This is a genomic window from Kribbella soli (assembly GCF_004331345.1).
Lineage (GTDB): Bacteria > Actinomycetota > Actinomycetes > Propionibacteriales > Kribbellaceae > Kribbella > Kribbella soli.
Genome location: NZ_SJJZ01000001.1, coordinates 1,687,695 through 1,706,480, shown reverse-complemented (window position 1 = coordinate 1,706,480; position 18,786 = coordinate 1,687,695). Strand labels below are relative to the sequence as shown.

Below are 18,786 nucleotides of genomic sequence, written 5' to 3'. Positions count from 1 at the left end.
TTACTTCACATTCTTGGCCGGTACTTCGGCGCTCAGGAGGAACCATGGCACTCGATCGGTCCGTCAGCCGAAGGCGGCTCCTGCAACTCGTCGGCGGCGCGACCGTCACCGCCGGTCTGGCCGGTGCGTTGTCGGCCTGCGGCGGTGGCAACGGCAGTTCGTCGTCCGGCGGCCCCCTCAAGGTGATCGGCGCCGGCAGTCAGGAGGCCGGTCTGCGGAAGGCGCTCGACGACTACAAGAAGGCGAACCCGGACTTCGACTTCAACCTCTCGTTCTCGCCGGCCGACCAGCTGCAGACCGCGCTCCGCGCGCAGCTCGCGGCCGGCAACGCCCCGGACCTGCACGCGGTCTACCCGGGCAACGGCAGTGCGATGTCGATGGTCCAGCTGAGCAAGGCGAACCTGCTCGCGGACCTCAGCAGCCAGTCCTGGACGCAGAAGATCCCGACCGGTTTCAAGGGCGCGTTCCAGAACGACGGCAAGACGTTCATCTTCTCGCCCGGCACCAGCGTGCTCGGCGCGATCTACAACAAGAAGGCGTTCGCGACCGCAGGCGTCGACGTACCGACGACCTGGTCGGAACTGCTGTCGGTCTGCGACAAGCTGAAGAAGAAGGGCATCGTGCCGATCGCGCTCGGCGCCCAGACCCCGTGGGTCACGCAGCTCATCGACTACGCGCTCGTCCCGGGCACGGTCTACGCCAAGACGCCGGACTTCGACGACAAGATGACCGCCGGCACCGCGTCCTTCGCGGACTCGGGCTGGGCGGACGCGATGGACAAGTACCTCGAGCTGCAGAAGAAGGGCTTCTTCAACGACAACCCGAACGGGACGACGTACGAGCAGGCCACCTCGATGGTCGGCACCGGCAAGGCCGCGATGGCCGTCCAGGTGTCGGCGGTCCTGCAAGCCTTCCGCCAGGCGTCGCCGACGCCGGACGACCTGGGCATGTTCCCGTTCCCGGCCACGGATGTCGCCGCCGACAACTGGATCCCCGGCGGCGTGGTGGTCGGCATCGCGGTCAGCGCGAAGAGCAAGAAGGCCGAGCAGGCGAAGAAGTTCATCGAGTACTGCGGTCAGCCCGACGTCGTCAACGCCTGGGCCGAAGCCGTCGCGTGCGTCCCGCTGTACTCCGAGGGTGACGCCAAGGTCGACCCGGTGCTGAAGCCGTTCCTCCCGTACCTGAAGGACAACAAGGCGGTCCCGTTCATGGACCAGCGCTGGCCGAACGCCGAGGTACAGCCGACCCACTTCGCCGTCGTACAAGAGCTCCTCGGCGGCAAGAGCACGGTCCCGGCCGCCCTGAAGAAGATGGACGAGGCCTACCGGAAGAGCGCATGACGGTCACAGCTCAGGCAGTACGGCGGGACGCTGTGAAGGCACCGCGGCGACGGGGCGGCGGGATCGCTCCGCCGTGGTTGTTCGCGGTGCCGGCGTTGCTGATTTATGCGTTGGTTGTCTTGTATCCAGCGTTTTCCGGGGCCGGGTCGGCGTTCACGGACTGGTCCGGGGTCGGGGCGCAGCGGTCGTTCGTCGGGCTGGACAACTTCCAGGAGTTGTTCCACGACGACCAGGCGCTCGGTGCGTTGCGCAACACGTTGCTGCTCACGGTGGCGATCGTCGTCGTACAGAACGGGATCGGGTTGCTGCTGGCGCTCGGCGTACACACCGGTATCAAGAGCCGGATGGTGCTGCGGGTGATCTTCTTCGCGCCCGTCGTGGTGAGTCCCGTGATGGTGTCGTTCCTGTGGAAGTACGTGTACAACCCGGCGCCGGACGCCGGGTTGAACGCGGCCCTCGGGGCGATCGGTCTCGGCGGATTGCGGCAGGACTGGCTGGGCAATCCGTCGATCGCGTTGTGGTCGGTCGCCTTCACCGTGATCTGGCAGTGCGCCGGGTACTCGATGGTCATCTTCCTGGCCGGTCTCGAGGGTGTCCCGGCCGAGCTGCACGAGTCCGCGATGGTCGACGGTGCGGGCACCGTGGCCCGGTTCCGGCACATCACCTGGCCGTTGCTCGCACCGGCCGTGACCATCAACCTCATGCTGTCCACGGTCGGTGGCCTGACGTTGTTCACCCAGATCATCGCGATGACGAACGGCGGCCCGGGGTACGCGACCGACACCCTGTCGACGGTCCTCTACAAACAGGCCTTCGTCTTCGGGAAGTTCGGCTACAGCACCGCGGTGGCGCTGGTACTGGCGATCTTCGTCGCAGCCGTGTCCTTCATCCAGATCGGGTACCTGCGTTCGAGGGAGACCGCGGCATGAAATACAAGCCCCGTACCTTCGTGCTGGAAGTCGTCATGGTGATGGCCGCCATCGCCTTCCTTTTCCCGGTCTACGCCTTGGTGACGCTGGCCTTCAAGGACCCCGGCCAGATCGCCAACAAGCCGCTGTCGCTCCCGGATCCGCCGTCGGTGGGGAGCTTCGGGGAGGCATGGCAGTCGGCGTCACTCGGCTCGGCGCTGCTGAACAGCACCCTGATCACGGTGAGCAGTGTCCTCGTGCTCATCGTGCTGGGCTCGCTGGCGGCGTACTTCCTGGCCCGTACGGCGACGCGCCTGAGCTACACGCTCTACATCCTGTTCCTGGTCGGCATCATCCTGCCGTTCCAGCTCGGGATGATCCCGCTCTACCAGATGGTCAACGACCTGGGCCTGCTCGGCACCTACCAGGGGATGATCCTGTTCTACACGGGCATCCAGTTGCCGTTCACGGTGTTCCTCTACACCGGGTTCATCCGCTCGCTGCCGGCCGATTACACCAACGCGGCGCTGATCGACGGCGCGTCCCATCTGCAGGCGTTCGCACACGTGATCTTCCCGCTGCTGCGGCCGATCACGGGCACGGTGCTCATCCTCAACGCCGTACACATCTGGAACGACTTCTTCACCCCGCTGCTGTACCTCGGCGGATCCGGCCGGGAGACCGTCCCGGTCCGCGTCTTCGCCTTCGTGAACGAGTACACGTCCAACTACGGGCTGGTGGCCGCCGGGCTGGTCCTCGCGGCGCTCCCGATCCTGCTGCTCTTCCTCGTCCTGCAGCGCTACGTGATCCGCGGATTCGCCTCCGGTCTGAAGGGATGACCTCTCCGCCTAGGACACTGAGCACTCACAAACGAACAGAGGGGGGATCGACATGGTACGTCGGTTGTGGGCCGGGGTTCTCGCAGTCGGGGCACTGTTGGGCGGGGTCGCGGTCGTGGGGAGCACCCAGGCCGAGGCGAAGGCGGTGGCGGTATCGGACACCCTGCTGCCGGGTCAGAAGCTGCTGGCCGGGCAGTACATCCGGTCGCGGAGCGGGGTCTACACATTGATCGTGCAGCCTGCCGGCGACGTCAAGCTGTACCAGCGCGGAGTGAAGGATCCGCTCTGGGCCTCGGGCACCTGGCGACGGAACTCGGTGCTGATGATGGGCACGGACGGGACGCTCCAGGTCATCTACGGCCGGACGAAGATCTGGTCGATGAGCATCAAGAGTGCCGGCGCGAAGCTGGTGCTGCCGGACACCGGGAACCTGGCGATCTACAACACCCGCGGCAAGGCCAACTGGAACCGGCACATGGTGGTCGGGACGTTGATGCCGCAGAGCAAGCTCGCCGGCCCGGACGCGGTCTGGGACGAGGTCATCATGTACTCCGTCAACCGGATCTACACGCTGAAGTTCCTGACGACCGGCAATCTGGTGCTGTACAAGAACGGCACCACCGTCCTGTGGAGTACCGGCGTGAAGAACGCCCCGGGCGCGTCCGGCTGGGTCAACCCGGACGGCTCGTTCGGCACCGTGAACGGCTTCGGGGACCTGACCTTCTTCTACCAGACCCGTCGCGACGGTAGCGTCCTCCAGCTGACCGACGACGGCCACCTCCGGATGGTCAACGGGAAGACCGTCGTCAAGATCTTCTACTGATAAGACACTGAGCGAACTAGGGGTGCGGAATGGTACGTCGACTGGTGGCCGGGGTCCTGGCCGTCGGGGCACTGTTGGGTGGGGCCGTGCTGGTGGGAAGCGCACCGGCCGAGGCGAAGACGGTGGCGGTCTCGGACACGCTGCTACCGGGTCAGAAGTTGATGGCCGGGCAGTACATCAAGTCACGGAGCGGGGTCTTCACGCTGATCATGGATACGCGTGGGGAGGCAAAGCTGTTCCAGCGCGGGGTGTCGTGGCGGTTGTGGAGCTCCGGGACCGGGCGCGCCGGGTCCGTGCTGGTGATGGGCACGGACGGGACGCTGCAGATGATCTACGGCCGGACGAAGATCTGGTCGATGAGCATCAAGAGTGCCGGCGCCAAGCTGGTGCTGCCGGACACCGGGAACCTGGCGATCTACAACACCCGCGGCAAGGCCAACTGGAACCGGCACATGGTGATCGGCACGCTGATGCCGCAGAGCCAGCTGCATGCCCCGGACCCGGCCGGACGTGAAGTGATCATGTACTCCGTCAACCGGATCTACACGCTGAAGTTCCTGACCACCGGCAATCTGGTGCTGCTGAAGAACGGCACCACCACGCTGTGGAGCACCGGCGTGAAGAACCAGCCGGAGTCGTACGGGTCGGTCGGCCCGAACGGTGCGTTCTACAACAACAACAAGTTCGGCGACATCACCTGGATGTACGAGACCCGCCGCGACGGCAGCGTCCTCCAGCTCACCGATGACGGCCACCTCCGCATGGTCAACGGCCGGACCGTCGTCAAGACGTTCGCCTAATAGACCTCGATGCGGTCGAGGCTGATGACCGCACTGGTCGACGCAGGGTTCTTGTCGCCGGTCACGCGCACCTTCAGGGTGTGCGGGCCGGACGGCAAGGCCGGGCTGATGTACATCAGCTGCTCGCCGACGCGGATCGAGCTGTAGTAGTCGATCCGTTGCTCGGGTCCGCCGTCGACCGAGACGGCGGCGATCCCGTTGCCGGTGTCCGCCACGCTCAGCAGAGCCACGCGGGTGCCGGTGAACTGGATCGTCGCGGTCGCGTTGGGCTCCCAGCTCCAGTGGTCGTTGCCCCAGAAGCACTGGTTGCCGCAGCCGGACCCGGAGCTCCACGCGCCGGTGTAGGCGACGGCCGCGTCGGTGTCGTTGATCCAGTAGTTCGCCGAACCAGGGTCGCCCGACGGCAGGTTCTGGGTCGCGCCCGCGGCGAGCGGCCGGCCGAGGTTCGGCGTACCGTCGGCGTTCCAGGTGATCTTCTGCACCCGCGTCGTGCGGTACGAGTATGTGTAGGTGCTGGTGTTCTTGCCGTGGTACGCGATCCAGTCCTCGGTCCCGTCCGGTGACTTGAAGAACGAGTGGTGTCCGGGACCCCAGACGCCGGTCTCGTCGTTGCGGGAGAAGATCGGGCCGGGGTGCTGCACCCAGTTCGCCGCGACCATCGGGTCGGCGCCGTTCGCGATGCTCTTCATCCACAGCTGGTAGTCCGGTTTGCCGGTGTCGCACGTCGAGTAGGTCAGGAAGGTGCGCGTCGCGCCGTACAGCGGGGTCGGCCCTTCCCGTACTTCGGTACACCCACCGTCGGCCGGGATCGCGACGCGGTCGCCGGTCGCGGTCCACGGGTTGCTCATCCGGACGATGTACAGCTGCGCCGGGCCGCCCTGTCCGCGGCCCGGGCCGGTCCAGACGAAGTACTGCTGCCCGTTGACCGTGATCGGCTCGCCGTCGATCGCGTACTCACCGAAGTCCGCGATCTTCGCCTTGAAGCTGTACGGACCGAGCGGGTCGTCGCCGGCCGACTCGAGCACGTACATCCGGTGGTTGGCGTCCACGCCGTCGGACGCCGTGTAGTAGATGTACCAGCGGTTTCCGACATGCCGGAACGCCGGTGCCCACATCTGCGTGTTGCGGCTGGTGTCCGAGTCCCGCCACACCACCTGCTCGGGTTGCACGAGCAGCGTCGCCAGGCTGGTCGACGACCAGATCCCGATCCGGTCGCCGCGCGTGGTCGCGACGTAGTACCTGCCGTTGTAGAACATCAGCGACGGATCCGCGGACGGATTCACCGGGTTGCGGAACGTCTGCGACGTCACAGCATTCTCCTCGCGTTCGACAGCGGGAGCGGGACCGGCGACGGATCCGATCAGGAGTACGGCGAGCAGTGTGCAGAGGACGGGGCGGACGAACCTCATGACGGACACCTCCGGGCTGTGGCGGACCATCTCCCTGGTTTGTAGAACGAGTTTGCCATCGTTGTAAACCGTTCAAACAGGGATCGAATGGTCCGCCACCCGCGGACCCGGCGTCAGCGCTCGTTCTGCACGGCCTTCTGCGCCGCCTTGACGGCCTTCTGGGCCTTGTTGATGTTGTCGGCGCTGGACTTGAGGGCCTCCTTGTAGCCCGGCATCCCGCGCAACTCGCTGAGGTCCTTCTGGTGCTGCTTCGCGCCCTTGAGCTGTTCCTGGGCGGACTCGAGCTGCTGGGCCGGGCTGGTCTTCCTTCCCCAGTTGACCATTGGGGGTTCCTTTCGTCGGTTCGTTGTGCTGACGAGGGCTGGGACGACACGTCAGAACGCCAAGTTCCGGGTACAGCACCCATTCGATGTACGTCGAAAGGTCGGCTGCCGGAACCTTGTGCCGGGTGATGGCGTCTCACCGCACATGAAGCTCAAGGTTCGGGTCGTGCACTACCGGCACGATTGCTGGTACGCCGACATCGACGACGCCGACGACCGGCAGCCCGACGACCCCTACTGGTACGCCGACGGCTGCCGCACCCAGGCCGAGGCCATCGCCCTCGCCTGCACCGAACTCGCCGCGCTCGACCAGGCGGTCGCCGGCGGCGACGTACCGCCCCGGATCAGCGAGACCCGCGCAGACGATCACGCTCGGGTCGCCTAGACCCCACGCCCCGGCATGATGGGGCGATGCTCGGGGACTCGGACGGCACCAAGGGCGACGCCACGATCGAGCAGATCGGCCGCCGACGGACCTTCACCACGACGCTCCAACTCGCCATCGTCCTCGCAATCGTGCAGGTGCCGATGCGCGCCGCGGTCCACGAAGCGGCCGGATCGGCGTCCGGCTGCGAGGCACCGGGCCGGCTCTCGATCCTCGTCGACTCGGCGTTCGTCCTGGCGGCCGTGTACACGGCGTACCGGGCGTACAAGTACGTCAGGTTCCTGAACCTCCAGTCCTGGAAGCGGGTCGCGGCCGCGGGGTCCTGGATCGTCATGGTCGCCGCCGTCCTCGACATCGCCGAGAACCTGATCCTCTGGGGCGACTTCGGTTCCGCCCCGTGCGCCGACCTCTCCACCGGCTGGTTCACCTGGTTGATGCGGGTCGTGTTCGTCGCCGGCGTACTGATCCTCGCCGTATGCCTGTTCGCGACGAGCCGCTTCGGTCAGCGGAAGTGGTACGGCGTGGAGCCGACGCCGCCCGCGACGTTCCGGCGCGCGAAGCGTGACGGCAAGGATGCCGGCCGCCTCGTCATCACCTGTTCCGGCGGCGGGATCCGCTCGGCATCGTTCTGCCTCGGTGCGCTGCAGCTGCTGCGCGAGCGCGGTCTGTACGACAAGGCGTCGACCGTCATCGGCGTCAGCGGCGGCGGGTACATGGCCGCGGCCTTCCACGTACTTCGTCGTACCTGCGCCGATCCGTTCTCGCCGGGATCACCCGAGCTGGCCCGCCTGCGCCGGCAGACCCGCTACCTCTTGTCCGGCGGCCGGGCGATGTTCCGCGCGGCGATGTCGGTGCTGTTCGGCCTGGTGGTGAATCTGCTGCTGATCGGCATCACGCTGCGCGCGATCGCCTGGGTCCTAGGGTGGTTCCTCGCCGACCAGAAGGTGATCACGTCCGGCCTCCAGGTGGACTGGCGGCCGAACGATTCCTGGTTCTTCGTCGGCATGTCCGTGTTCCTGCTCGCGCTGAGCGCGCTGATGTTCCTGATCGAGAAGGTCTGGGACCGCTGGGCGCGGATGCCGGACCTCGTCCGCACGATCCTCACCACGATCGGCAACGTGACGCTTCGGTACGGCGTACCGGTCGCCGTCCTGCTGCTCGGCGTGCCGGGAGGCCTTTATCTGTTGGGGAAGATCCCCGGCGAATCCATCGACCAACCGAGTCTGCCGTCGGCGCTGCTGGCGTTGGTCGACCCAACGAAACAGGGTGTCGCGTCGTTCGGCGCGCTGGTCGTCGTCCTGATCGGCCTGGGCAAAGCGGTCTGGAACGGACTGACCGTCGAAGGCAAGGCGGCGACCGGACTGCGCGCACGGCTGCTGGTGTTCGCGCGGACCAAGCTCGCACCGTGGGCGGCCAGCGCGATCATCGTGATCGCCGCCGTCATCGCGCTGCTGCGCTGGACCGGCGGCTACGCGACCGACGTGACGTACCAGGAGGACTGGAACGTCGCGCTGATCCTGGTCGCGATCGCACTCGCGATCAAACTGCTCACCGATGCGAACCGGACCTCGCTGCACTCCTTCTACCGGGAGCGGCTGTCGCGCGCGTTCCTGGTGACGCGGCAGGACAACGGCGCCGCGGTCGGACTCGACTACCACCTGCGGCTGCGGTACTCGGACTGGGCGAAGCCGATCGAGGGCGGGCCGCAGCTCGTCATCGCCGGCGTCGCGAACGTCGACGACCCGGACTTCGTGCCGACGCAGCGTGACTGCGTGCCGTTCGTGTTCGACGCCGAGCAGATCGGGATCGTCGGGGACCGGTCGCTGCCGGACGGCGGCCGGCGCGAGACAGCCGACTACGAGCGCGAGGCCGACGTACTCAAGCGCGAGGTCACGGTGCCGGCGGCGATGGCGATCAGCGGTGCCGCGTTCAGCCCGCTGACCGGCCGGGTGAACGCCCGGACGCGGCCAGTGCGCCTGTTGCTCGCCGTACTCAATGCACGGCTCGGCGTGTGGCTGCCGAACCCGTACTGGAACAACCGCGCCGAGCCGGCCTTCCCGGACCGGACCGGCTTCATCGCGAAGGTACGCCGGTACGTCGGCAGCGTGGTCGACAAGCCCGGCCCGTACCGGCTGCTGCACGAGGCGGTCGGGTCGCCGTCGATGTACGAACGCCGGATCTACGTGACCGACGGCGGCCACTACGACAATCTCGGCCTGGTCGAGGCACTCCGCCGCAAGCCCGCGCAGGTGATCACGATCGACGCCTCGAACGACGCCGAGGACCGCTTCACCGCGCTCGCCGAGGCGATCGCCACCGCCCGGATGGACCACGGCATCGAGATCAGCCTCGACCCGGCCCCGATGGCCCGCGGCGGCAAGTCCCGCGCCGATCGCGCGTGGGCCTACGGCATCGCGACGCACCCGTTGGAGGAGGGCGAGGAGAAGCCGTACAAGACCGAGATCTTCTTCGTCAAGGCCGTCCTCGCCGGCCATCTCGACTGGGACCTCGAGCAGTACGCCGCTGAGCACGCCGACTTCCCCCGCCGCACCACCGGCGATCAGTTCTACGACGAATGGGACTTCGAGGCCTACCGCTCCCTCGGCCACACCCTCGCCCAGTCCCTCACCGACCATCACCGCGTGCACGACCGCCTGTACGACGAGTAACAGGCCGGATGTCCACAGATTCGCCTGTGGATAACAGGCTGGAGCTGTGGATATACAGGCGGTTGCTGTGGACAACTGGCGTGTAGCTGTGGAGGAGGCAACTAATGCCTCTGCCGATGCACGTGCAGTCCGGTGGTTGAGAGAACGGTTGCCGAGACGCTGTTTCGGTGCTGAGATGGGTCCCCGTACACCGATGAAACTTTACGAAGATTTATCCGTGACATTCGGTGTGCCAGATCGTTGATCTGTCAGACAGTTCCGCTCAGCGGATCGCTGGGGAATCCGGAGGGACCGCTCGTGCACAAGTTCAACCCGCCACCGCAGTGGCCGCAGCCGCCGACGGCCGGCTGGCGTCCGCCGGTCGGCTGGACGCCCGACCCGGCCTGGCCCGAGGCCCCGGCGGGGTGGCGCTTCTGGCTCAACCGCAACGGTCGCCGCAGCAGCGGTCCGATCGGCGCGTGCGGCGCTGTCGACGCCGGCCGGCTCCAGCTGGCCACGGCCGACCCGGCCCTGGTTCTGATGCACTCCTGACCGACCGTTGAATCCACTGGCTCCCGCCGGCCGACCGGCTTGCGGGAGCTGTTCTTTGTCCGTCTTCGGTCAAGGGCCTGGTGCGTTCTTATCGTCTTCTGGTGTTATGTTATCAATGTAGATAACACTCACCTGGGAGGCGCTTCGTGGGCTGGATCGGGCTCGACCTCGGCACGCAAAGTGTGCGTGCCGTGCTGGCCGATGCCAAGGGTCACGTTCTGTCCCGTGCAACGCGTCCGCTCACCAGCCATCGTGACGGCGTCCGTCACGAGCAGGACCCGCAGGCCTGGCTGACCGCCGTCGACGCGGTCCTCGCGGAGGTCGGAACGACCGGGCTCGACGGCATCGCGATCTGCTCCACCTCCGGCACCTTCCTGCTGACCGACCGCGCCGGCCGCCCCGTCACCCCGGCTCTGATGTACGACGACGCGCGCGCGGCCGCCCGTCGCGACCACATCGTGGACGCCGACCCGGATCGCTGGGCGACCAGCATGCAACCCACCTGGGCGCTCCCGAAGATCCTCGATCTCGACCTGGCCGACCGCCGCGTGGTCCACAGCGCCGACTTCGTCGCGGCGCACCTCGTCGGCCACCCGGTCGCGACCGACACCAGCCACGCCCTCAAGACCGGCTACGACCTGATCGCCGACGCCTGGCCGGCCGCTGCGTTCGACAAACTCGGCCTCCCGCTCGCCGCGTTCCCCGAGGTCGTCCGCCCCGGCACCGAGCTCGGCCGCACGCCGGACGGCGTACCCGTTTACGCCGGCATGACCGACGGCTGCGCTGCCCAGATCGCCGCCGGCGCCCTCGCTCCTGGCGCGTGGAACTCGGTCCTCGGCACGACGCTCGTCATCAAAGGCGTCAGCACCGAGTTGCTGACCGACCCCACCGGAGCTGTCTACAGCCACCGTCATCCCGACGGTGGCTGGCTTCCGGGCGGCGCGTCCAGCACCGGCGCCGGCGTACTCACCGAACTGCTTCCCGGTGCCGACCTCGACGCTTTGGATCGTGCCGCCCACCCGATCGGTGCAGTCATCTACCCCCTCACCAAAACCGGCGAGCGCTTCCCCTTCGTCGCGCCGCAAGCCGAACGGTTCACACTCGGCACCACCACCGATGACCTGCAGACGTACGCCGCTGTGCTGCAAGGTGTCGCGTTCATCGAACGACTCGCGTTCGAGCACCTGGAGACGCTCGGTGCCGAACCGGTCCGCTCGGTCTCGCTCACCGGCGGTGCCACCCGGGCCGGGTACTGGAATCAGCTCCGCGCCGACGTCCTCGGCGTACCGGTAGAGCTCCCCGCCGTCCCGGACCCGGCGTACGGGATGGCGGTTCTGGCCGCGTCCGGCGGGACCGATCTCACCGGGACGGCGCGACGGATGGTCCGCGTCGACCACGTCCTCGAGCCGCGCGGCCAACGACTGGATGGCCAGCGACTTGACGATCTGTACGGCGAGTTCGTCGCCGAACTCGACCGCCGGGGGTACAGGGGATGAGAACGACGATCGTGCTGGCCCGCCACGGCCGGACCGAATGGCACCACGGCAACCGGTACACCGGTTCCACGGACCTCCCGATCGACGAGGTCGGCGTACGGCAGGCGCAGCAACTCAAGGACTGGGCCGCGGACTATGCACCCGATGCGCTGTGGGCGTCGCCGATGCTGCGTGCCCGGCAGACGATCACGCCGGCCGCCGAGATGCTCGGCCTGACGCCCACGCTGGACGCCCGGTTGCGCGAGGTCGACTTCGGTTCGGCCGAGGGCAAGATGCTCAGTGAGCTGCCGCCGGCGGTGGGCAAGGCGTTCGAGCTCGACCCGGTACGGGACCACTTCCCGGGCGGCGAGGACCCGGCCCTGGCGGCCGATCGGGTCCGCGAGGTCTTCGACGAGATCGGGCAGCGGCACCAGGGTCAGAAGGTCCTCGTGGTCGCGCACAACACGCTCATCCGGTTGCTCGTGTGCAGGGTGCTCGGTCTGCGACTGAACGACTACCGCAGACTGCTACCTGCGCTCGGTCCCGCGGCGCTGGTGCGTTTGCGCTGGCAGGACGGCACAGTGGGTCTCGAGGCGTACAACGTTCCTCCTGTGCGAATGGAGACCCTGGCATGACTACGGATGTCGACGGCGACACCACCGAACTGAGTCGTCCGGCGCGCCGGCAGGCCGAGATCGCGGCGTACGTCGTGAAGCACGGCTCGGTCTCGGCGAACGACCTGGTCGAGGCGTTCGGCGTGAGCGTGATGACCGTGCACCGCGACCTGGACGAGCTCGAGCGCCAAGGCGTGGTCCGGAAGTACCGCGGCGGGGTCAGCGCGCAGCCGACCAGCGTGTTCGAGAGCAACGTCGCGTACCGGCTGAACACCGCGCACGCGGAGAAGGCGGCGATCGCCCGGCACGCGCGGGCGATGATCGAGCCGGGGATGTCGGTGATGCTCGACGACTCGACCAGTGCGCTGGCCCTGGTCGACCTGTTCGAGGACATCGCTCCGTTGACCGTGGCAACGAACTTCCTGCCGGCGATCACCAAGCTGGCGCAACTGCGGGACGTCACGCTGCTGGCGCTCGGCGGGATCTACTCGGCGACCCATGACTCGTTCGGCGGCATGCCGTGCGCTGAGGCGGTCGAAGCGCTGCACGCCGACCTGCTGTTCTGCTCGGTGTCCGCGGTGTCGTCGACGCACGCGTTCCACCAGGAGGAGGAGATCGTCCTGGTCAAGCGGGCCATGCTGCGCTCGGCGCGGACCAAGGTGCTGCTGGTCGATCACGCCAAGCTGCAGCGCACCGCCCTGCACCGGCTCGCTCCGCTGACCGACTTCGACGTCGTCATCGTCGACGAGAAGACCCCGAAGGACCTGATCCAACCGCTGCGCGACCACGGCGCCACCGTGGAGGTCGCCAAACTCTAGGAGGGGGCAGTGCCGACATGGGCATGGACATCGGCGTTGACGTAGGTACCACCGTCACGAAGGCCGTCGCGTTCGACGCCGGCGGCCGTCCGGTGGCCGAGGCCGCTCGACCGACGCGTTTGGTCCGTCCCGGTTCGGGGCGGTTCGAGCACGAGACGGCCGAGATCGTTGCTTCGGTCAACGAGGTGGTCGGGGAGCTGGCGGCCGCCGTCGGAACGCGTCCCGATGTCCTCGCGATCACCGCGCAGGGCGACGGCCTGTGGCTGGTCGATCCGGACGGTACGGCGGTCCGCCCCGCGATCTCGTGGCTGGACGCGCGCAGCAGCGCGATCCTCGACCGGTGGACCGCGGACGGGGTCGCGGAACACGTGTTCCGGCGTTCCGGCAACCGCATGTTCCCCGGCGCATCGGGCCCGCTGCTGTCCGCCGTCCTCGCGGAAGAACCCGACGTGATCGAGCGCGCCGGTACGGCGGCGTACTGCAAGGACGTTGTGATGCAGGCGCTCACCGGCGTCCGCGCGACGGACGTGTCGGACGCCTCGGCACCGTTCCTCGACCCAAGGACCGGTAGCTACGACGAGGAGGCGCTCGCGGCCACGGGCCTGTCCGACGTACGCCACCTGCTCGCGCCTGTTGCCGCCGCCGGACCAGTAGGTGAGCTGCGCGACGACTCGACCGGTATGGCGCCCGGCACCCGCGTCTCCGCTGGTCCGTACGATCTTCCGGCCGCGGCGGCAGGCGCCGGCGTGACCGAGCCTGGCGACGCCCTGCTGACAGTCGGTACGACGTTGGCCTGCCAAGTCATCACGCGAGAGCTGCCCGTCGACGGCGAGCCCGCCGGCCTGTTCCTCGGCACCTGGACGCCGGGAGTCTGGCTCCGCGCGATGCCGGCAATGGTCGGTACGGCGGCCCTCGACCGCGTGCTCGCGCTCGTTGGCGTCACCACCGACCAGCTGCCGTCGCTGCTCGCGGACAGCCCGCCCGGCGCGTCCGGCGTCACGGTCCTGCCCTATCTGTCGGAGGCAGGCGAACGTGCCCCGTTCGTCGACACCCGCGCCCGCGGCACGGTCGACGGCATCTCGCTGTCCACGACGACGGCCGACCTGGTCCGGGCGACCTGCGAAGGCATCGCGTACGCCGCACGCCACTGTCTCGACGCGGCCGGCTGGACCGGTCGCGTCACCGTGTGCGGCGGTGGCGCCCGGAGCAGCGAGTGGACCCAGATCCTCGCCGACGTACTGAACGCGCCGTTGCACACCGCCGAGGCCGAACAGGTCGCCGCGCGGGGTGCGGTGATCTGCGCGCGGCGCGCGATCGACCCGGACAGCGCCGGAGCCGAGTGGATCGCGGAGACCCGCCAAGTCGACCCGGACCCGGCCCGCGCTGCCTTCTACGCCGAGGGCTACGCCCACTACCTGCGCCGCATCGAGTCGGCCCGCCCACGCTGGTCCGACCCAGCACCTACCTTCACAGGAGTTTGATGAGAACCGTCAAGACGCTGCTCGCCGGCGACCACTTCGTGCGGAACGACCTGCTGGCCGCGGCGCTCTCCACGATTCCGGACGTCGCGTTCGAGTTCCGTGAGGTCACGCTGCCCTGGCCGCTGACGCCGTACGGGCGGGTTGCCGAGGTGGACGAGGCGAGCGACGCGGAGGACCAGCTGATCGAGGCACTGGCCGGGGTCGAGCTCGCGGTCACGCAGATGGGACCATTCACCGAGCGGGTCCTGGACGCCGCACCCGACCTGCGCTTCCTGGTCGTGTGCCGTGGCGGTCCGGTGAACGTGAACGTGGCCGCGGCGGCCGAGCGGGGGATCGCCGTGGCGTCGACACCCGGACGGAACGCGGTGGCGGCCGCCGAGCACGCGGTCGCGCTGATGATGGCTGCCTTGCGCAACCTTCCGCGCCTGCAGCGGACGCTGGAGCAGGGCGAGTGGCGCTCCGATCTCTACGCGTACGACGAGTGCGGGCTCGAGCTCGACGGGTCGACCGTGGGCCTGGTCGGGTACGGCGCGATCGGGCAGCGGGTCGCCCGGGTGATGCTGGCGTTCGGCGCCCGCGTCCTGGTCGCCGATCCGTACGTCGAACAAGCACCCGAGGGCATCGAACTGGTCGAGCTCGACGAATTGCTGCGGCAGTCGGACGTGGTCAGTCTGCATGCACGGCTGACCGATCAGACCCGCGGGATGATCGGTGCCAAGCAGATCGCTGCGATGCCGCGCGGCGCCGTACTGGTGAACACAGCGCGTGGCGGGTTGCTCGACTACGACGCGACGGTGGACGCGTTGGAGTCGGGGCAGTTGGGCGCGGCGGCGTTCGACGTGTTCCCGTCCGAGCCGGTGCCCGCGGGATCGCGGCTACTGACCGCGCCGAACATCGTGATGACGCCGCACCTGGCCGGCGCCACGCGACAGACCGCCCACCGCGCCGGCACGATCGCCGCTGAGGCCGTCGCCGCCTTCCTCGCCGGAAAGGACCCCGCTGGACTGGTCTCCGCGTAGGCGGGGCACAGGATTGGGATCATGAAACTCGCAACCTCTACTACGTGGACCGAGCTGCTTCTGCTGCTGATCGCGTTCGTGCTGTCGATGGTGATCGGCATCGAGCGTCAGGTGCGGCAGAAGAGCGCCGGTATGCGCACGCACACGCTCGTCGGCACCGGAGCAGCACTGTTCACCCTGGTCTCCGGATTCGGCTTCAGCGCCGTACTCGGGACCGACGTCAATCTCGACCCGTCCCGGATCGCGGCGCAGATCGTGTCCGGTGTCGGCTTCCTCGGCGCCGGCGTGATCTTCATGCGCCGGGACGTGGTCCGTGGGCTGACCACGGCGGCCACGATCTGGATGACGGCCGCGATCGGCATGGCCTGTGGTGCCGGGATGCCGGTCCTCGCGGTCGCGGCGACCGTGCTGCATTTGGTTGCCGTCGGCCCGTTCGCGCGGCTCGGCCGGTTCCTGCCGTCACCGGACCGCCGCCGCATCGTCACGGTGCGGTACGACGACGGGGCCGGCGTGCTGCGGGCGATCCTGGCGACCGCTACGTCGATGGGATTCGAGGCGTCGGTGCTCGGGACCGAGGTGCACCTGGACGGGCCGCGACCGCAGGTCCGGGCGTCGATGCGGTTCTCCGGGCGCCCACCGCTGCAGAACCTGGTGCTCGCGCTGGACGATCTCGACGGCGTCACCGGCGTACGGCTCCGGAACGACGATGACGATTGAGCTACGAATGTGATTTCGGTGAGAAAATCACACTCATTCTCTATACGTAACCATCGTTCAGTGATAATTTCACCGGCATGTCCGCTGCTCCGAACCTCGTTGACCTGCGCGAACTGGCCGTCCGGCTGGCGATCGCGGCGGGCGAGGAGCTCCTGGCCCGTCAGCGGAGTCTGTCGATCGACGCGGCCGGTGTCGAGACCAAAAGCTCGGCCAACGACCCGGTCAGCGCGGCCGACCGTGCGTCCGAGAAGCTGATCGTCGACGGCCTGACCGCGGCCCGTCCCGGCGACGGACTCCTCGGTGAAGAAGGTGCTTCGCGCCCTTCGAGCACCGGCCTGACGTGGGTGATCGATCCCCTGGACGGCACGGTCAACTACCTCTACGGCCGCCTCGACTGGAGCGTCTCGATCGCCGTCGAGGACGAGAACGGTGCGCTCGCCGGCGTGGTTCACCAACCGCGGACCGGTACGACGTGGTCCGCCGTACGTGATGCCGGCGCCTTCCGTGACGACCGGCGCCTCGGTCCGCTGCGACAGGCACCACTGGAGTCGGCTCTGGTCGCCACGGGCTTCTCGTATCTCCCGGATCGCCGCGCCGAGCAGGCAGCGCTTCTGCAAGACTTGCTGCCGGTCGTCCGCGACATCCGCCGCGGCGGATCGGCCGCGCTCGACCTGTGCTCGGTCGCCGACGGTACGGCGGACGCGTACTACGAGCACCTGATCCAGCCGTGGGACGTCGCCGCCGGCGCGCTGATCGCCCGCGAGGCCGGCGCCACCGTCGTCCGCGGACCTGAAACTGCTTTTCCACAAGGCATCCTGGCGTCCACGCCCCTAGTGTCCGCTGCGTTGCTCGAGCTACTCACAAGGAGGTCGGTGTGACGGTAGTTGACCTGCCGGCCCGGACCCATCCGGACGAACGAACAATTGCTGACGGCAATGATCAGCGGAAGCGCCGGAGACGGCGCGAGTACGGGCTGTTCGCGTTGCTGGTCGCGCCGAACCTGCTGGTGATCGCGGTCTTCGCGTACTGGCCGATCATCTACAACGCGTTCCTCAGCCTGACCGACTGGAACATGATCGCGGCCCGCCCGAAGTTCGTGGGTCTGGCCAACTACGGCCGGACACTGACCGACCCCGCGTTCCACAAGACGCTGTGGATCACGGTCGTGTTCACCGGGCTGATCGTGGTCGGCAGCCTGGTGATCGGGCTGGCGCTGGCGTTCCTGTTCAACCTGCCGCTGAAGGGCCGCGGCGCGGTCCGGACGATCGCGTTCGCGCCGCACATCCTGTCGGGTGCCGCGGTCGCGACCATCTGGGCGTTCATCTTCGACCCCGGTTACGGCCTGATGCGGGCGCTGATCGAACCGTTCGGCGCCGAGCCGCCGGACTGGATGAACAACTCCGACTGGGCGCTGCCGGGTCTGGTCATCGTCTACCTGTGGAAGAACGTCGGGTTCGCCGCGCTGATCTACCTGGCCGGCCTGCAGAGTCTGCCGAAGGAGCTCGACGAGGCGGCCGCGATCGACGGCGCGTCGACCTGGACGCGGTTCCGGTCGATCAAGCTCCCGTTGCTGGCCCCGATCACCTTCTTCCTGCTGATCACCACGGTGATCGGCACCTTCCAGGCGTTCGACGTGATCGCGGTGATGACCGGTGGCGGCCCTGGTGATGCCACCACCACGCTGAGCTGGTCGATCTACAACGAGGGCTTCCAGGCGTTCAACGCGGGCCGCGCGGCGACGCTGTCGATCATCATGTTCGTCATCCTGCTGGTCGTCACCACCGTGCAGGCCCGGGTGATGGAGAGGCGGGTGCACTACCGATGAAGACACGTGCGATCCAGTACGTCGTACTGATCGGTGTGGCGGCCGTGTTCCTCGGACCGCTGTACTGGTTGCTGTCCACGGCGTTCAAGCAGCCGACCCAGATCTACCAGTGGCCGCCCGCCTGGTGGCCGCACCTGACCTGGGAGAACTTCAGCCTGGCGTGGAAGGCCGCGCCGTTCGACCGGTTCTTCCTGAACTCCACGATCATCACCGTGATCGGGACCGCGTTGAAGGTGGTGAACGCCGTACTGACGGCGTACGCCTTCGCCTACCTGCGGTTCCCGTTCAAGAAGATCCTGTTCTTCGCGGTGCTCGGCGCGATGATGGTGCCCGGCCACGTGACGCTGCTGCCGAACTACCTGACCGTGGCGACCCTGGGCTGGATCAACACCTACGCCGGCCTGATCATCCCCGGTATCGGGTCCGCGTTCGCGACGTTCCTGATGCGGCAGCACTTCCTCACCCTGCCCACGGAAGTGACGGACGCGGCAGCGGTCGACGGCGCCGGACACCTGCGTACGTTGTGGCGCGTCGTCCTGCCGATGTCGCGGCCGATGCTGATCACCGTCGTGGTGATCACCGCGGTCGAGGAGTGGAACAACTTCGTCTGGCCGCTGATCGTCACCAACACCGCCTCGATGCGGACACTGCCCGTCGGGCTGCTGATCCTCAAGGACGAGGAAGGTCTCGCGGCCTGGGGAACGATCATGGCCGGCACGTTGCTGGTGCTCGCACCGATGCTGCTGATCTTCCTGATCGCCCAGCGCTACATCGTCGGTGGGATCACGGCCGGAGCTCTGAAGGGATGAG

The 18,786-nt window shown here is 67.8% G+C and carries 19 protein-coding genes; 17 read left to right on the top strand and 2 right to left on the bottom strand.

The genetic code is table 11. The features are described from left to right. The first annotated feature begins 44 nt into the window (after positions 1-44). From E0H45_RS08545 to E0H45_RS08525, 5 genes are read left to right on the top strand one after another with little or no spacing between them, the layout of a single operon-like run. Entirely contained in the window at positions 45-1,340 is a 1,296-nt protein-coding gene (locus tag E0H45_RS08545) for an ABC transporter substrate-binding protein (RefSeq protein ID WP_131335842.1), read from the top strand. After that, positions 1,337-2,269 (top strand): carbohydrate ABC transporter permease, encoded by a 933-nt coding sequence (locus E0H45_RS08540; protein WP_131335840.1) that lies wholly within the window; start codon positions 1,337-1,339, stop codon positions 2,267-2,269. Before E0H45_RS08545 ends, E0H45_RS08540 begins: the two co-directional genes overlap by 4 nt. After that, positions 2,266-3,087 (top strand): carbohydrate ABC transporter permease, encoded by an 822-nt coding sequence (locus tag E0H45_RS08535; RefSeq protein ID WP_131335838.1) that lies wholly within the window; start codon positions 2,266-2,268, stop codon positions 3,085-3,087. The genes E0H45_RS08540 and E0H45_RS08535 overlap by 4 nt, the downstream gene beginning before the upstream one ends. A gap of 52 nt (positions 3,088-3,139) precedes the next feature. Continuing rightward, positions 3,140-3,910, top strand: a complete 771-nt coding sequence (locus E0H45_RS08530; RefSeq protein WP_131335836.1) for a hypothetical protein — start codon at positions 3,140-3,142, stop codon at positions 3,908-3,910. A gap of 29 nt (positions 3,911-3,939) precedes the next feature. Beyond that, positions 3,940-4,710, top strand: a complete 771-nt coding sequence (locus E0H45_RS08525; RefSeq protein ID WP_131335834.1) for a hypothetical protein — start codon at positions 3,940-3,942, stop codon at positions 4,708-4,710. Here E0H45_RS08525 and E0H45_RS08520 read toward each other — a convergent pair. Further along, the gene (locus E0H45_RS08520) at positions 4,707-6,119 is read right to left on the bottom strand and encodes a family 43 glycosylhydrolase (RefSeq protein WP_131335832.1); all 1,413 of its coding nucleotides are present in this window, start codon (positions 6,117-6,119) and stop codon (positions 4,707-4,709) included. The genes E0H45_RS08525 and E0H45_RS08520 overlap by 4 nt on opposite strands. A 113-nt stretch (positions 6,120-6,232) precedes the next feature. Next, positions 6,233-6,442 (bottom strand): hypothetical protein, encoded by a 210-nt coding sequence (locus tag E0H45_RS08515; protein WP_131335830.1) that lies wholly within the window; start codon positions 6,440-6,442, stop codon positions 6,233-6,235. A 145-nt stretch (positions 6,443-6,587) separates the two neighbouring features. On the opposite strand from E0H45_RS08515, the gene E0H45_RS08510 reads away from it, so the two are divergent. The 12 genes from E0H45_RS08510 to E0H45_RS08455 all read left to right on the top strand — a co-directional run bounded on the left by E0H45_RS08510 (position 6,588) and on the right by E0H45_RS08455 (position 18,785). Next, on the top strand, positions 6,588-6,827 hold the full coding sequence (locus E0H45_RS08510) for a hypothetical protein (RefSeq protein ID WP_131335828.1): 240 nt from the start codon (positions 6,588-6,590) through the stop codon (positions 6,825-6,827). 26 nt (positions 6,828-6,853) lie between these two features. Beyond that, complete coding sequence (locus E0H45_RS08505) at positions 6,854-9,496, top strand: patatin-like phospholipase domain-containing protein (protein WP_131335826.1); 2,643 nt, start codon at positions 6,854-6,856, stop codon at positions 9,494-9,496. 297 nt (positions 9,497-9,793) lie between these two features. After that, entirely contained in the window at positions 9,794-10,027 is a 234-nt protein-coding gene (locus E0H45_RS08500) for a hypothetical protein (RefSeq protein ID WP_165546318.1), read from the top strand. Positions 10,028-10,173: 146 nt separating this feature from the next. Next, positions 10,174-11,523, top strand: coding sequence for an FGGY-family carbohydrate kinase (locus E0H45_RS08495; RefSeq protein ID WP_131335822.1), 1,350 nt, complete (start codon positions 10,174-10,176; stop codon positions 11,521-11,523). Continuing rightward, positions 11,520-12,137 (top strand): histidine phosphatase family protein, encoded by a 618-nt coding sequence (locus E0H45_RS08490; protein WP_131335820.1) that lies wholly within the window; start codon positions 11,520-11,522, stop codon positions 12,135-12,137. The genes E0H45_RS08495 and E0H45_RS08490 overlap by 4 nt, the downstream gene beginning before the upstream one ends. Then, positions 12,134-12,934 carry a DeoR/GlpR family DNA-binding transcription regulator gene (locus E0H45_RS08485; protein ID WP_131335817.1) on the top strand — a complete coding sequence of 267 codons (801 nt, stop codon included), beginning with the start codon at positions 12,134-12,136 and terminating at the stop codon, positions 12,932-12,934. The genes E0H45_RS08490 and E0H45_RS08485 overlap by 4 nt, the downstream gene beginning before the upstream one ends. A gap of 17 nt (positions 12,935-12,951) precedes the next feature. Further along, the gene (locus E0H45_RS08480; protein WP_238154863.1) at positions 12,952-14,415 is read left to right on the top strand and encodes an FGGY family carbohydrate kinase; all 1,464 of its coding nucleotides are present in this window, start codon (positions 12,952-12,954) and stop codon (positions 14,413-14,415) included. Then, positions 14,415-15,434, top strand: a complete 1,020-nt coding sequence (locus E0H45_RS08475; protein ID WP_131335815.1) for a 2-hydroxyacid dehydrogenase — start codon at positions 14,415-14,417, stop codon at positions 15,432-15,434. Before E0H45_RS08480 ends, E0H45_RS08475 begins: the two co-directional genes overlap by 1 nt. Positions 15,435-15,455: 21 nt before the next feature. After that, positions 15,456-16,151: an MgtC/SapB family protein gene (locus tag E0H45_RS08470; protein WP_131335813.1), complete on the top strand. Its 696-nt coding sequence runs from the start codon at positions 15,456-15,458 to the stop codon at positions 16,149-16,151. 77 nt (positions 16,152-16,228) lie between these two features. Continuing rightward, entirely contained in the window at positions 16,229-17,029 is an 801-nt protein-coding gene (locus tag E0H45_RS08465; RefSeq protein WP_131335811.1) for an inositol monophosphatase family protein, read from the top strand. Then, complete coding sequence (locus tag E0H45_RS08460) at positions 17,026-17,976, top strand: carbohydrate ABC transporter permease (protein WP_238154862.1); 951 nt, start codon at positions 17,026-17,028, stop codon at positions 17,974-17,976. The genes E0H45_RS08465 and E0H45_RS08460 overlap by 4 nt, the downstream gene beginning before the upstream one ends. Beyond that, the gene (locus tag E0H45_RS08455) at positions 17,973-18,785 is read left to right on the top strand and encodes a carbohydrate ABC transporter permease (RefSeq protein WP_130387921.1); all 813 of its coding nucleotides are present in this window, start codon (positions 17,973-17,975) and stop codon (positions 18,783-18,785) included. The genes E0H45_RS08460 and E0H45_RS08455 overlap by 4 nt, the downstream gene beginning before the upstream one ends. The last annotated feature ends 1 nt before the right edge of the window (position 18,786 follow it).